The organism is Bacillus siamensis KCTC 13613, from assembly GCF_000262045.1.
In the GTDB taxonomy this organism is placed as follows: domain Bacteria; phylum Bacillota; class Bacilli; order Bacillales; family Bacillaceae; genus Bacillus; species Bacillus siamensis.
Window position 1 is genome coordinate 616962 of the sequence record NZ_AJVF01000013.1, and the last position, 12818, is coordinate 629779.

Below are 12818 nucleotides of genomic sequence, written 5' to 3' on the forward strand. Positions count from 1 at the left end.
TAAGATCATTCTTTCAGAAAAATGGACAGCATAAGTGAATATATTGATAAAGTACTGCTTTACGCTTTTTTTCGGGGACTTTATACGTAATGAAGACATTTTCTGTCAACACATAAGGAGGGACATTGTGTCACAGCCTAATGTACCTAACATCACCCCTGTCGTGATCCATTCCAGAGACGATACCATTGACCTTCTTCTTTCATCAATTGCGATGGAAGAGCTGGGAATGGCCCATATTCTGGATGCAGAAGGAGAAAAAATCCAATATGCGCTCGGAACGATTCCCGGATTAACAGGGCCGCCGTCAAGTCTTGCGGATATTTTGAACTTGAATGAGAGCGTCCGTCATACGCTTGACAGTTTAATGAAACAGGAGCTTCTTCTCGGTTCAAAATTGGACAGTATCACAAATATCTCTGCACTGGCGGGGCCGACTGGACCGACCGGGATTACCGGGGCCACTGGCGCTACTGGAGAAAATGGACCGATAGGAATTACCGGAGCTACAGGGGTCTCGGGGCCCACAGGCATCACTGGTGCTGCCGGAGCCATCGGACCGCCCGGAGGCACAGGTACTACTGGGGCCACTGGAGCGGCAGGGCCGACTGGACCCACTGGTATCACTGGAGCCACCGGCGCTGCGGGTGTCACCGGAACAAGTTTAACGGCGACTTCCTGATTTGCAAGTAATACGGGCGGCGGTGTTGTCGCTGTTGTTATCGGCGGCACAGCCATTTCCTTGCCGAATGATCAAAACCTTTCCCCGGATATTACGGCTAATGCTGCTAATACTGTGTTTACCGTTGCGCCGGCAGGACGGTACTATATCTCCTACCAGATTAATTTAGCAGCGGGCCAGCTTGTAAGTTCACGGGTCCTGATTAACGGCACCCCGCCTGCAAGTTCAATTATTGCACCTGCCGTGTCATTGGCAAACTTCAACAACTCCTTCATTGTGAATTTGTCAGCAGGCAGCACCATCCAGCTTCAGCTGTTCGGATTATTAGGTGAGGCGGCATTGCTTGGGGGAAGTGCCGGTGCGGCGTTGAACATTATTCGATTATCTTAACGGAACAAAAAAAGGATCAGGCGTTTGTCCGCTGATCCTTTTTTAATTGTGTCAGAAGTTCTTGTGCAGGTTTAAATTGAGGATTAGATTTCACGGATTTTTTGGCGTAAGCGACGGCCGTCATATCATGGTTTAATGCAGCATGGCATTTCGCCATATGATAAAAAGCTCTGAAATCGCCGGCACCTTTTAAATGTAAGTGGCCAGCATTTTCTTCTTCAATCTTCGTTCCGTTTTCAAATGCTTTGATAGCCGCTCTGTACTTTTCCAAATGATATAATATAAGGCCCTTATAATAATGAAGATTGCTGTAATCAGGATAAAGCCTGAGCACCTTGTCAATCCCTTGCTCCGCTTCTTCATACCGTTTGAGTTCAAGCAACATTGTATATTTTAAATGATACAAGAGAGACGGAGGCATTCGTTTTTCGCTTAAAAATTGAAAAATTGATCCGTTGACAAGATGTAATGCTTTTTCATAGTCTTTTATTCTGCAGCATTCGCTTGCCAAATGATAAATAAGCCACGGATCCGGATTTTCTTCTGAAAGCTCTTCATTTAAAATGCTGATATTTCGTTTATGTTTTTGTTTGATCTTTTCTTCCTGCTCCAAATAACCGTAGTGATGAATCACACAAGGAAGCGTAAAAAACGCATTGTTTTCTTCCTCATTGGAAGAGGTGATATTTTCGTGAATTCTGCCTCGGTACAGAAGGCCTTCATGATTGCGGAACAGTCTCGGCTGCATGCTTTCAAACGCTTCATTTTCATCCAGCTGCTTCCCCGTATAATTGATGATTTTTAAAAGACCCCGGCTCGGTAATTCATCATGAAGCAGCGAAGTGATAAAGCGGCCGCTCTCCTGATCGAGCTCTTCATCCGCGTCAAGCATTAAAATCCAATCCCCATCGGCATGCTGCAGGCCGTAATTTCTCGCCTTGGCGAAATCATTCTCCCATTCTAAATCAAACACTCTGGCCTGAAAGCTTTTGCAGATATCTTTTGTATTATCTTGTGACCCGGTGTCTACAATGACGATCTCGTCCACAATATCTTGTACACTTGATAAACACCGGGAGATATATCTCTCCTCGTTTTTTACAATCATGCAAAGCGTCAGTTTACATTCAGCATTTCCGCTCATGTTCTCACCTTTCCCGCTTTTGGAGTTGTTGATTGAACCAAGGCTTCTCAGGAGTGCCGTTCATCGTTACGAAAACAGGCCGCACCCATCTGACGGCAGGTTCGGCAGATGATTCCGGATCCCATTCCCGAAGCTGCCTGACCGCCCGTTTCGTAATGGGATGCGTCCGGAATTCTGGCGGGCTTTCAGAAATGAATTTTTTCGTTCGTTCCGTCACTGTCTTCATTTCGTGAAAGTGCCGCTCATACATCCGCTTCTTCTCTCTTTCCATGCTGATCATTAAAAACAGCCGCCCGCCTGTTTCCGCCTGCCAGCGGCACAATGCGGAGAACAGCCTGATTTCTTCTTTGTAATTTGAATCCTTTCTTTTTTCAACGGTCACAGCTAATATATGTAACAGCGCAATCGTGAGACAATGCATCGCTTCAAAAGATGTCTGTTTCGCTTTTGAGAGGCTTGGATACGGCATATGCTTCACCCATCTCTTCCTTTATGAACGCTCCCCGCCTTTCCTCCTCCATTCGCATTCCTCACAATCCTCGCACTCACAGCAGCCAATGCGGCCGTAAAACAGACCGTCGCACGGGTCATCAGAATCATCACGATCGCAGGGTTCATCTGGATCCCACGGGTCATCCGGGTCATCAGGATCGCAGGGTTCATCTGGGTCCCACGGGTCATCCGGATCATCAGGATCGCTTCGGTCATCAGGATCCATGCAGGCTTCAGAATCCTGTAAGTAGATAATGTCCTCAAGCTTTGTCTGCAAAAGGAGCTGGGATTTCATGACTGTGCGCAGAAGCCGTTCGGTGCTTCGATTGATTGCTGACAATTCCCCCAGAGAAGGATCGCCGGAAGCGCCGAGAAACGTTTGAATTCGATCTGCTTCCGCCTGCAGAATATGGGATAGTCCGATTTCTTCCATAGCCACAGATGAAAGAAGGAAGTTCACAGTCTCACATTTGGAAAGTGTAATGTCGGGGGTGATGTTCGGGATATTTGGAAGAGACATCGTTTTCTCCCTCGTTTCTCTTGGTGTCATTATGCAAAAGTGCTATATCGTATTCTTATTCCGGGAGAGAAGAGTTCATTACTGATGTTTCGTTAATAAAATATCCCGGATCTTATATATCCGGGATATTCGTTCTTTATTTATTTGAGTTCAAGTTTTACGTCAACATTTCCTCTTGTTGCTTTTGAATACGGGCAGAACTCGTGAGCGGCGTGTACAAGCTTTTCCGCCGTTTCTTTATCAAGGTCTTTTGTATCAATGACGAGCGTTACGCCGATTTTGTATCCTCCGTCACTCTCATCTTTTAAAAGGCTGACCTGCCCTTCAATTTCAGAAGTCAGGTCGATATTCTGTTTTTTGGCAGCGAGCTCAAGCGCTCCCCCGAAGCAGGCAGCATATCCTGCCGCAAAAAGCTGTTCAGGGTTTGTGCCCGTTTCTCCGTCTTTTTTTGCATTCGGCATGATGATGTCAAAATCCAGCACTCCGTCTTCGGATTTAATATGTCCTGACCGTCCGCCGACTGCGGTCGCTTTTGCAGTAAATAATGCCATAATTATCAGCCTCCTCATTGTACTTATTGTTTATATTACCCATGCTCATATTTTTAAACATATTAGAATAGGAAATGGGCCGTTTTTCGGCTACAATAGGGGTAACGTTAACAAACAAAGAGTTGGTGAAGAAGTTATGGCAGAAAAAGAATTTGAACATATGAAACTGGAGAATCAGCTTTGCTTTTTGCTGTATGCAAGCTCAAGGGAAATGACGAAACGGTACAAACCGCTGCTTGATAAGCTCAATGTGACCTATCCGCAATATTTGGCGCTTCTTTTATTATGGGAGCATGAAGAACTGAATGTAAAACGGATGGGTGAGCTTTTGCACCTGGATTCAGGAACGCTGACACCGATGCTGAAACGGATGGAGCAGCGCGGAATCATTATAAGAAGGCGGTCGCCTGAAGATGAGCGCTCCGTGACGATCAGGCTGACAGATGAAGGATGGGCCATGCAGAAAACGGCGGCGGATATTCCCATTGCCATGCTGGAACAGACGGGACTGTCAAAAGAGGAATTAAAGCAGGTAAAGCAGTCGCTTTATGAGGTTTTAAGAACGCTGCACAGCGAAAAATAAGGATGCCCCGAATGGGCATCCTTATTTTTATTCTGCTGCCAGAAGCTTTACTTCTATATTTCCCGCCGTCGCTTTTGAATACGGGCAGACACCGTGCGCTTTTTGGATAAGTGCTTCCAGCTCCTGTTTCTCAATGCCGGATGCGTTAACCTCAAGCGTAACGCCGAGTTTATATCCTTGATCTGCTTCATCTTTCAGCAGACTGACATGCGCAGTGACTTCTGTTTCAATACTCAGGCGCTCTTTTCTCGCTACGAGCTGAAGGGCGCTGTCAAAGCAGGCTGAGTACCCTGCAGCAAACAGCTGTTCAGGGTTTGTCGCATGTTCGAGACGTTTCGCTCTTGGCGTTCCCGGCATGGCCACATCAAGATTCAGCACACCGTCAGAAGACGTGACTTTTCCCTCCCGTCCGCCGGCGGCTGATACTGTTGCTGTAAATAATGGTTTTGTCATGTGAATTCACCTCTATTATATTTTGTGCAATTTAATTTTACACAATATAAAGTAACTCGTCAATCTTTCTGTATAAAAAAAAGCCTACCCCTTTTTCAGGATAAGCTTAATAGACTATACTCGGATTTGTCCGTTTCCTTTGATGATGATTTTTGTAGAGGTTAACGCCGGAAGCCCCATCGGCCCTCTCGCGTGAAGCTTTTGCGTGCTGATGCCGATTTCGGCTCCGTATCCGAATTCAAAGCCGTCTGTAAACCGGGTTGAAGCATTATGATACACGGCAGCGGCGTCTACGGCCGTCTGGAAGTATGCGGCATGCTCGCCGTTTTCCGTCAGAATGGCTTCTGAATGGTTTGTGCCGTACTGCTGAATATGGCGGACCGCCTCCTGTACGTCCTGCACCGTTTTTACACTGAGAATCGGCGCCAGGTATTCAGCTCCCCAATCGGCTTCTTCGGCTTGTTTCGCTGCAGGCTCCAGTCCGCAAATCACCTGATCTCCGCGAAGCTCCACCCCTTTTTCTGTCAGCTGGCGCAGCAGTTTTCGCCCGTGTTCTTCCGCCCATTTTTCATGAATCAAAAGAGATTCAATCGCATTACAGACGGAAGGACGCTGTGTTTTGGCGTTGATGACGACTTCTCTTGCCATATCTGGATCTGCTGACTCATCTATGTACACGTGGCAGTTTCCCGCTCCGGTTTCTAACACGGGTACGGTGGATTCCCTGACCACAAGATCAATTAAATTTTTGCCGCCGCGCGGGATCAATACATCCAGACCGTCATTTAATGTAAAGAGCTGTTTCGCGGTTTCTTTGCTTGTATCTTCTATGAGCTGAATGGCATCAATCGGAAGCTTTGACAGCCCGAGTGCGCGTTTCATCACACTGACAAGCGCTATGTTGCTGTGGATGGCTGAAGAACTTCCTCTGAGGACAACCGCGTTTCCGGTTTTCAGGCAGAGTGTAGCAGCATCTACGGTAACATTCGGTCTGGCTTCATAGATCATACCCACTACTCCGAGGGGCACGCGGATTTTTTCAATGAATAATCCATTCTCTTTTTGAATGGTCTCCAATGATTCACCGACGGGATCTTCAAGACCGATTAACAGTTCCACAGCGTCCGCGATATCGAGCAGGCGTTTTTCATCAAGAGTCAGCCTGTCAATAATGTCAGCTGTCAATCCTCTTTTCTGTCCTGCTTCAATGTCTTTCTGATTCTCTGTTAAAATCAGCTGCCGTTCATTTCTGAGTCCGTCTGCGATACATTGGAGCGCTTCGTTTTTTTCAGCCGTCGTTTTCATGACCATTTCGGCAGCGGCTTCTTTTGCCAAGGCTGCTTTTTGCAATACTTCACTCATTTGTTTTCCCCCTCGTCAAATAAATTCACCCAATCATCTCTGTGAATCACTTCCACCTGCTTCGTGCCCGGAAGCTGATCGCTCCGCTTCCCTTTAGCTTCTAAAATCTCATCGGATGAGTAAAGCGTCTGGCCTTTTCCGATGATGCCGCCGGGCCCTCTGACTTCCACCACAGCCCCTTTCGGAAAACTGCCCCAGACATCGGCGACACCGGCCGGGAGCAGACTTGACCCGTTATGGATCATCGCCTGCTCCGCTCCCCCATCAATGATGATTTCCCCTGATATCGGAGAATGAAACATGATCCATTGCCGTGTATTATTCACTGAGGACAGCTCTTTATCGCCGATATATGTGCCGTCACCTTTTCCGTCTAAAATCACCCTCAGTTTTTCCCGTCCGGAGCCGGTTCCGATAAACACCTTCACTCCGAGCGACAATGCGGTCTGGGCGGCGAGAAGTTTTGACTTCATGCCGCCTGTGCCGACTTTTGAGCCTGTTGATCCGGCATATCCGAGCAATTCAGGTGTGATGTCATTCAGATAGTCAAACCGCTTTGCGTCCGGGTTTTCATTCGGATTGGCATCGTACAGGCCGTTAATGTCTGTGAGAATCACTAATTGGTCTGCATGAATCAAACCGCTCACAAGCGCCGACAGCATGTCGTTATCACCGAACGTCAGCTCTTCGACAGATGTGGAATCATTTTCATTGATAATCGGCACGACTCCCCGCTCCAGCAGCTCCATTACCGTAGCGTACGCATTTCTGTACCGCTCTCTTTTTGAGAAATCATTTCTTGTTAATAAAATTTGCGCCGGCGTCAGTCCGTATCTTTTTAAATGGTCCATGTATTGCTGCATTAAAAGCGTCTGGCCGACCGCGGCAGCCGCCTGCTTTCCTTTTATCGTAACGGGGCGCGACGGATAGCCGAGAGCGGAAAAACCCGCGGCCACAGCGCCTGAGGTAATGAGAATGACTTCATGCCCGTCTTCTTTTAATAATGAAATGGCTTCCGTATGCTCTTTGATTTTGGTTGCATCAATGCTTCCGTTACTGTTGGTGAGCGAGCTGCTCCCGATTTTCACAACAATTCTTTGCTTTTTCATCGTTTCTCCTCCGTGGCAATCAATCCAAACCGGCTTTCTTCAATAAAAAAAGCCCATTCCGTCCTGAAAAATAAGGACGAAATGGGCTTTCCGTGGTACCACCTTGTTTGAACGCGTTTTGCACGCGTCCCGCTTTCCTGTAACGCCAGGTTATCGCGCCTGAGTTTTCCCCTCAGGACTCCAAGGCAGGTTCGGCAGGTTTCATGCGGCAAAATGTTTCAGCGGGCCATTTTGCTCTCTGTCACAGAAATTTCTGCGTACTGATCCTCTTCAACGCTCAATGATTTTTTTATATTATGCAAAGAAAAAAGGTTCTTGTCAAGACATTTTTATCCATAAAAACAGCCCGCCTCCCCGGCGGACCGCTATCAATTAAATACGATCGTTTTGTTTCCGTGAACGATGACACGGTCTTCCAAGTGCCATTTTACAGCTCTCGCCAACACGCTGCGCTCAATGGTTCTGCCGATATTCTTCAGATCCTCCGCGTGGTCTCTGTGATCGACGCGTTCGATATCCTGTTCAATAATCGGGCCTTCGTCAAGATCGTCCGTCACATAGTGAGATGTCGCCCCGATTAATTTCACTCCGCGCTCATAAGCCCGTTTATACGGATTGGCGCCGATAAAGGCCGGCAGGAATGAATGGTGGATATTAATAATCCGATTCGGATGGGCAGATACAAAATCAGACGTCAAAATCTGCATGTAGCGGGCAAGAACGATCACATCAATCTCATATCGCTCCAGCAGCTCAAGCTGGCGCCGCTCCACTTCGGCGCGGATGTCTTTGTTAGCTTTCATGTAATGGAACGGAATATTCAGCGGCTCGACCACTTCTTTCGCCTCTTCATGGTTGCTGATGACGACAGCAATTTCGGCCATCATATTGCCGCTTTGCCATTCCCAAATGAGTTCATGAAGGCAGTGCAGCTCTTTGGATACAAAGATCGCCACGCGCTTCAGCTCACTTGCCAGAGAGAGGCTCCATGTCATGCCGAATGTCTGGGCGATTGAGGCGAACGCCTGCTTTAAATCCTCTTTTTTCTCACGAATGCCCTTGCAGTCAAATTCAATCCTGAGAAAAAAACGTCCGCCTTCAGGGTCAGTCGTATATTGATTTGATTCAATAATATTCGCGCCGTGGTCAAACAAAAACGCGGACACAGCCGATACAATTCCCGGCTGATCGGGGCAGCTGACAAGCAGGCGCCCTTTTTCCTCATTCCCGTCGCGGTATTCTTTCAGCCGCTGTGTCATATATGAATTCATATGCTTTAATCCCTCGTATCTTCATAATTCGTAACTTATTATAGATTATACTGAAAATTTGATAAAAATCAATTTACGAAAGAATTTTCAGCCCTGCGGCTGCGCACAAAATAAGCGCAATGAAAAAGATGCGCTTCGCATCCTTCTGCTCGCCGTAGAAAAGAATGCCGGCTAAAGCGCCGCCCGCCGTGCCGATACCGGTCCAGATCGCATAGGCCGTTCCCATCGCAATCGTCTCCATCGCATAAGAAAGCAAGGAAAAAGAAGCCGCAAAGCCTGCGATAATGAAAAGAATCCATTTGACTTTCTTTTCTTTTTGAAATTGATTCATCAAAATGACCCCGAGCATTTCACAAAGACCCGCGGCTATCAGGCTGATCCAATGCATTACGCCTTCTCCTCCTTCGTCTCTGGCTTATCCTGCGTAACCAGCTTTAATCCGATAACACCGATCAGCAAAACGCCGATCAGCACGATTTTCACCGGATCGGCCTGCTCTTTGAAAAGCAGAATTTCACTGAGCACGGTGCCGGCTGTTCCGAGCCCGGTAAAGACCGCATATACCGTTCCTACGGGCAGGCTGTCTGTCGCCTTGATTAATAGATAAAAACTGATGATGATTCCCGTAATCGTGGCGCTCCACGCCAGTGCCGAATCAGCATGTTTCAGTCCGGTGACCCATACCACTTCAAATACGGCGGCTATGACCACTAAACCCCATTTCATGTTCTTCACCCTTTCTTGTTCCGGACAATACAAAAAAGCCCGGATAGTCGTCTCACATGAGATTGACTCTCCCGGGCTTTTTTCCCTCCGTGTGCATATGCGGGAATATGTCCGCATATGTGTTTTCTCTCGGACCAGGCCATGTATGAACATGCGGAACCCTAGAAAACATGTCTGTTCGTATCATACTACACTTCGCTGAAACGTTCAATGTCAGATGTAATATCAAAAACCGTCAGCTGCCTTTCCCATTTATTAACGGTCTCGCCTGGCACCATGCCGATTTTTTCCGCGACGCGGACGGAAGCAAGATTATTCGGGTCAATCAGCGCCGCGATACGTCCGTATTGTTTCGTGTGAAAACCATACTTCAGACAGGCTTTCGCAGCCTCCGTCGCATAACCGCATCCCCAGCAGCTGCGGGCAACCATATAGCCGATTTCCATCAATGTGTTTCCGTTTACCGTCTGCGGAACGATTCCGCATTGACCGAGAAATGCGCCCGTCTCTTTATCCTCTGCGATCCAAAGACTGACGCCGTATCCTTTGGCCAGACGTTTGTTCCAGGCAATCCATTCCTTTGTTTCACGCCTGCTTTTAAGAGAAGGATAATATTTCATGACCTCTTTGTCGGTAAACAGCCCGTACAAATTTTCTTCATCGTCATCCCGCATGGTCCGCAGGCGGATACGCCCGGTTGTCAGGATGGTGCCGGAAGATTTATGTTTCATCATACACGCCACGCTCCTTTCCCTGTAATAGATTATGGATCCGGCGGGAAAAGTCCTTTTTCAGCGTAAAAAAACCGCTTTTTTAAAAGCGGTTTGGCGATTGATTACCAAGGCTTATCTGTTCCGAGCGCCTCAGCCAGGGCCTTGCTGTGTTTTAAGCGGTTTTTTCGTTCTCCGGCGCGCTGAACGGCCGTCTTGTGAAGCATAATTTCTTCCTCGGTTTCAGGCACGATCCGCGGAACGGGCACCGATTTCCCGTTTGAATCGAGCGCGACGAATGTCAGAAACGACGTTGCCGCAAGCTCGCGTTCACCCGTCATCAGATGCTCTTTAATGACTTTGACAAACACCTCCATAGACGATGTGCCGACCCATGTGACGTAGGATTCAAGACATACGGAATCCTGTTGGCCGATCGGGCGCAAAAAATCTACAGAGTCCATTGAGGCCGTGACTGTTTCACATCGGCAGTGACGGGCCGCGGAAATTGAGGCGATGTCATCTATGTAGCTCATCAGCTTTCCGCCAAACAGTGTATTGTGATTATTCGTATCGAGCGGAAAAACCCTGCTTGTCTTGACAACCCTTGTTTCTTTGCAAAACCTTGATTCTGGCAACTTCATATGATTTAAACTCCCCTTTGTGTCTGGTCGTACTGCATCTGTACCTTATTAAACAATAATTTGACCATTTTGTCTAAAATTTTAAATGTTAAGTTGGTTAGATATTCTATCAGAAATGTTTCATTATTCATCGCATCCGGGAATAATAAACGCACATTGATTACTGATAGGAGGCTGTCACATGGACGTATCCATTCCCAAATTCACACAGAAACCGGCATGCCGAAGTGAATATGATGCTTTGAAGACCGTTATCTTATGCCGGCCGGAACACATGGCCATCAAAGATATTATTAACGGAACACAAAAACATTTCAAACAAGAAAATATTGACATCCCCACCGCCCTCAAACAGCATGATGCATTTATTGACATTTTAAAATCCCATCAGATTGAAGTCGTCCTGCTTCCCGCCGATCCCGGTTTGCCCGAGCAGGTATTCACCCGGGATATCGGATTTGTCTTAGGAGAGACGGCGTTTATTTCAAGCATGGCGGCTTCAGTCAGGCAGGGAGAAGAAAAAGTATTTCAAAACCTGCTTGACGAGGAGAACATCCCTTATACGCGGCTCAGAAAAGCGAACATTGAAGGCGGCGACGTCATGATCGCAGACGGCACCGTTTATGCCGGGCTGAGCGAGCGCACGGATAAAACGGCTGTCCGGGAGCTGCAGGAAGCGCTGCCGGAGATGACCGTTGTGCCGATCCCTCTCAAGGAGGATTTCTTACATTTGGACTGTGTATTTAATATGATCTCGGAAACGGAGGCGCTATACTGCAAAAATGGCTTGGGGCAAAAAGAAATTGATCTTCTCGCCGAACGTTTTGAGCTGATAGAAGTGCCTGAAGAAGAGCAATTTACGCTCGGCCCGAATATCCTGTCTATCGGGAATCAGACAATTATCAGCCTGCCCCAGCACCGTCATACGAACCGCGAGCTCAGAAAAAGAGGATATAAAGTCATTGAAACCGAGTTTTCCGAAATTATTAAATCAGGCGGTTCCTTCCGCTGCTGCACCCTTCCGCTTGTCAGAACATCTTAAACATTTACAAGGCAGTTTCCTTCAAGATACGTTAATATAGAGAAGACAAGACTTAAAGGGGGAAACCGAATGGCTAAGTACATAGGATATGCGGGAACATATACAAAAGGCGGAAGCGAAGGTATTTATTGTTTTGAACTTGATACAGAAGCGAAACGGCTCAGCCGGCCGAAGCTGGCTGCAAAGCTCGGCAACCCGACGTACGTCACACCGAACTCTGATAACAGCATGCTGTATTCCATTGAAAAAGCAGACGGTAAAGGCGGCGTGGCAGCCTATCAGATTCATCAGAACAGCGGGGAATTAACTTTTGTGAACCATCAGCTGATTGAAGGCCCGTCACCGTGCCACGTCAGCATTGATGAGAAACACGAATACGTTTTAACCGCGAATTACCACAGCGGAAAAGTGCACGCCTTTCCGGTCAATGAGGACGGAAGCCTGCGGGAGCCGGCAGCCGAAGCCGCTCATACGGGGACTGGCCCTCATGAAAGACAAGAGAAACCGCATGCCCATTTCGCGGGCTATACACCTGAGCATAACTACATTGCAGCCCTCGATTTAGGGACGGATACGCTGTATACGTACCAAATGAAAAACGGTGCGCTCACTGAGGTGAAAACCCATTCTTTCGCACCCGGTTCAGGGCCGCGCCACATCGTTTTCCATCCGGCGGAGAAATATGCCTATGTCATGACGGAAATCAGCAATGAAGTCATTGTGCTTGAATACAACCCGACCTTAGGTGAATTCAGAGAGCTGCAGGTCATTTCCGCTTTGCCTGAAGGATTCACGGACAAATCGCAGGGCAGCGCGATCCGCATATCTAAAGACGGCAGATTTCTTTATGCCGCCAACCGCGGACATGACAGCATCGCCATCTTTAAGGTCAACCAGTATTCCGGTGAATTGTCTCTTCTTGAATGGGTGCCGACAGAAGGAAACTGGCCGCGTGATTTCGCGTTTGATCCGTCCGAAACATTCCTTGTCGCGTCAAATGAAGAAACGGGAAATCTGGTTTTGTTTGAACGTGACTCCGAAACGGGCGGACTGACTCTGCTTCAATCCGACGTACCGGTTCCGTATCCGGTCTGCGTGTCATTTCTCCATCAGGTTTAATCAAAAAGAAAGCTGACGGC

At 47.6% G+C, this 12818-nt stretch carries 15 protein-coding genes, 1 pseudogene, 1 riboswitch and 1 other annotated feature; of the genes and pseudogenes, 4 read left to right on the plus strand and 12 right to left on the minus strand.

Going from position 1 to position 12818, the window contains the following annotated elements; genetic code table 11:
• The first annotated feature begins 127 nt into the window (after window positions 1–127).
• A pseudogene (locus tag Y79_RS1000000121865) lies at window positions 128–1072 on the plus strand (BclA C-terminal domain-containing protein).
• 16 nt (window positions 1073–1088) lie between these two features.
• Here the strand turns inward: Y79_RS1000000121865 and Y79_RS0103200 are convergent.
• The 4 genes from Y79_RS0103200 to ohrB all read right to left on the minus strand — a co-directional run bounded on the left by Y79_RS0103200 (window position 1089) and on the right by ohrB (window position 3779).
• Window positions 1089–2216, minus strand: a complete 1128-nt coding sequence (locus tag Y79_RS0103200; protein WP_016936396.1) for a glycosyltransferase family 2 protein — start codon at window positions 2214–2216, stop codon at window positions 1089–1091.
• Window positions 2217–2220: 4 nt separating this feature from the next.
• The gene (locus tag Y79_RS0103205) at window positions 2221–2685 is read right to left on the minus strand and encodes a hypothetical protein (RefSeq protein ID WP_029575214.1); all 465 of its coding nucleotides are present in this window, start codon (window positions 2683–2685) and stop codon (window positions 2221–2223) included.
• A 21-nt stretch (window positions 2686–2706) separates the two neighbouring features.
• The gene (locus Y79_RS0103210) at window positions 2707–3228 is read right to left on the minus strand and encodes an alpha-helical endospore appendage domain-containing protein (protein ID WP_016936398.1); all 522 of its coding nucleotides are present in this window, start codon (window positions 3226–3228) and stop codon (window positions 2707–2709) included.
• A 140-nt stretch (window positions 3229–3368) separates the two neighbouring features.
• On the minus strand, window positions 3369–3779 hold the full coding sequence (gene ohrB / locus Y79_RS0103215) for an organic hydroperoxide resistance protein OhrB (RefSeq protein WP_016936399.1): 411 nt from the start codon (window positions 3777–3779) through the stop codon (window positions 3369–3371).
• Window positions 3780–3915: 136 nt separating this feature from the next.
• Between ohrB and Y79_RS0103220 the strand changes: the two genes are divergently transcribed.
• On the plus strand, window positions 3916–4362 hold the full coding sequence (locus tag Y79_RS0103220) for a MarR family winged helix-turn-helix transcriptional regulator (RefSeq protein ID WP_029575215.1): 447 nt from the start codon (window positions 3916–3918) through the stop codon (window positions 4360–4362).
• Between the two features lie 27 nt (window positions 4363–4389).
• Here Y79_RS0103220 and Y79_RS0103225 read toward each other — a convergent pair whose 3' ends face one another.
• The 8 genes from Y79_RS0103225 to Y79_RS0103260 form a co-directional block, all read right to left on the minus strand.
• The gene (locus Y79_RS0103225) at window positions 4390–4815 is read right to left on the minus strand and encodes an organic hydroperoxide resistance protein (RefSeq protein WP_016936400.1); all 426 of its coding nucleotides are present in this window, start codon (window positions 4813–4815) and stop codon (window positions 4390–4392) included.
• Window positions 4816–4929: 114 nt separating this feature from the next.
• Window positions 4930–6177 (minus strand): glutamate-5-semialdehyde dehydrogenase, encoded by a 1248-nt coding sequence (locus Y79_RS0103230; protein ID WP_016936401.1) that lies wholly within the window; start codon window positions 6175–6177, stop codon window positions 4930–4932.
• Window positions 6174–7286 carry a glutamate 5-kinase gene (proB, locus tag Y79_RS0103235; protein ID WP_016936402.1) on the minus strand — a complete coding sequence of 371 codons (1113 nt, stop codon included), beginning with the start codon at window positions 7284–7286 and terminating at the stop codon, window positions 6174–6176. The genes Y79_RS0103230 and proB overlap by 4 nt, the downstream gene beginning before the upstream one ends.
• Window positions 7287–7355: 69 nt before the next feature.
• Window positions 7356–7569: a binding site (T-box leader), on the minus strand.
• 85 nt (window positions 7570–7654) lie between these two features.
• The gene (gene purU, locus Y79_RS0103240; RefSeq protein ID WP_016936403.1) at window positions 7655–8557 is read right to left on the minus strand and encodes a formyltetrahydrofolate deformylase; all 903 of its coding nucleotides are present in this window, start codon (window positions 8555–8557) and stop codon (window positions 7655–7657) included.
• A 73-nt stretch (window positions 8558–8630) separates the two neighbouring features.
• Window positions 8631–8945 (minus strand): DMT family transporter, encoded by a 315-nt coding sequence (locus tag Y79_RS0103245; protein ID WP_016936404.1) that lies wholly within the window; start codon window positions 8943–8945, stop codon window positions 8631–8633.
• A complete protein-coding gene (locus Y79_RS0103250) occupies window positions 8945–9283 on the minus strand; it encodes a DMT family transporter (protein WP_029575216.1) in 339 nt (112 codons plus the stop codon). The genes Y79_RS0103245 and Y79_RS0103250 overlap by 1 nt, the downstream gene beginning before the upstream one ends.
• Window positions 9284–9349: 66 nt before the next feature.
• Window positions 9350–9459, minus strand: a riboswitch (guanidine-I (ykkC/yxkD leader).
• Between the two features lie 12 nt (window positions 9460–9471).
• Window positions 9472–10017, minus strand: a complete 546-nt coding sequence (locus Y79_RS0103255) for a GNAT family N-acetyltransferase (RefSeq protein ID WP_016936406.1) — start codon at window positions 10015–10017, stop codon at window positions 9472–9474.
• A 101-nt stretch (window positions 10018–10118) separates the two neighbouring features.
• On the minus strand, window positions 10119–10637 hold the full coding sequence (locus Y79_RS0103260; RefSeq protein WP_016936407.1) for an acyl-CoA thioesterase: 519 nt from the start codon (window positions 10635–10637) through the stop codon (window positions 10119–10121).
• A gap of 181 nt (window positions 10638–10818) precedes the next feature.
• Between Y79_RS0103260 and Y79_RS0103265 the strand changes: the two genes are divergently transcribed.
• Both Y79_RS0103265 and Y79_RS0103270 read left to right on the plus strand, forming a co-directional pair.
• On the plus strand, window positions 10819–11679 hold the full coding sequence (locus Y79_RS0103265) for a dimethylarginine dimethylaminohydrolase family protein (protein WP_016936408.1): 861 nt from the start codon (window positions 10819–10821) through the stop codon (window positions 11677–11679).
• A gap of 69 nt (window positions 11680–11748) precedes the next feature.
• Window positions 11749–12798 carry a lactonase family protein gene (locus Y79_RS0103270; protein WP_016936409.1) on the plus strand — a complete coding sequence of 350 codons (1050 nt, stop codon included), beginning with the start codon at window positions 11749–11751 and terminating at the stop codon, window positions 12796–12798.
• Window positions 12799–12818: the final 20 nt, after the last annotated feature.

Bases quoted from the DNA above. Each gene is read 5' to 3' on its own strand.
- Y79_RS0103220 (WP_029575215.1), top strand. From the start codon at position 3,916: ATGGCAGAAAAAGAATTTGAACATATGAAACTGGAGAATCAGCTTTGC.
- Y79_RS0103210 (WP_016936398.1), bottom strand. From the start codon at position 3,228: ATGTCTCTTCCAAATATCCCGAACATCACCCCCGACATTACACTTTCC.
- Y79_RS0103250 (WP_029575216.1), bottom strand. From the start codon at position 9,283: ATGAAATGGGGTTTAGTGGTCATAGCCGCCGTATTTGAAGTGGTATGG.
- Y79_RS0103260 (WP_016936407.1), bottom strand. From the start codon at position 10,637: ATGAAGTTGCCAGAATCAAGGTTTTGCAAAGAAACAAGGGTTGTCAAG.
- Y79_RS0103245 (WP_016936404.1), bottom strand. From the start codon at position 8,945: ATGCATTGGATCAGCCTGATAGCCGCGGGTCTTTGTGAAATGCTCGGG.
- Y79_RS0103255 (WP_016936406.1), bottom strand. From the start codon at position 10,017: ATGATGAAACATAAATCTTCCGGCACCATCCTGACAACCGGGCGTATC.
- ohrB (WP_016936399.1), bottom strand. From the start codon at position 3,779: ATGGCATTATTTACTGCAAAAGCGACCGCAGTCGGCGGACGGTCAGGA.
- proB (WP_016936402.1), bottom strand. From the start codon at position 7,286: ATGAAAAAGCAAAGAATTGTTGTGAAAATCGGGAGCAGCTCGCTCACC.
- Y79_RS0103225 (WP_016936400.1), bottom strand. From the start codon at position 4,815: ATGACAAAACCATTATTTACAGCAACAGTATCAGCCGCCGGCGGACGG.
- purU (WP_016936403.1), bottom strand. From the start codon at position 8,557: ATGAATTCATATATGACACAGCGGCTGAAAGAATACCGCGACGGGAAT.
- Y79_RS0103270 (WP_016936409.1), top strand. From the start codon at position 11,749: ATGGCTAAGTACATAGGATATGCGGGAACATATACAAAAGGCGGAAGC.
- Y79_RS0103265 (WP_016936408.1), top strand. From the start codon at position 10,819: ATGGACGTATCCATTCCCAAATTCACACAGAAACCGGCATGCCGAAGT.
- Y79_RS0103230 (WP_016936401.1), bottom strand. From the start codon at position 6,177: ATGAGTGAAGTATTGCAAAAAGCAGCCTTGGCAAAAGAAGCCGCTGCC.
- Y79_RS0103205 (WP_029575214.1), bottom strand. From the start codon at position 2,685: ATGCCGTATCCAAGCCTCTCAAAAGCGAAACAGACATCTTTTGAAGCG.
- Y79_RS0103200 (WP_016936396.1), bottom strand. From the start codon at position 2,216: ATGAGCGGAAATGCTGAATGTAAACTGACGCTTTGCATGATTGTAAAA.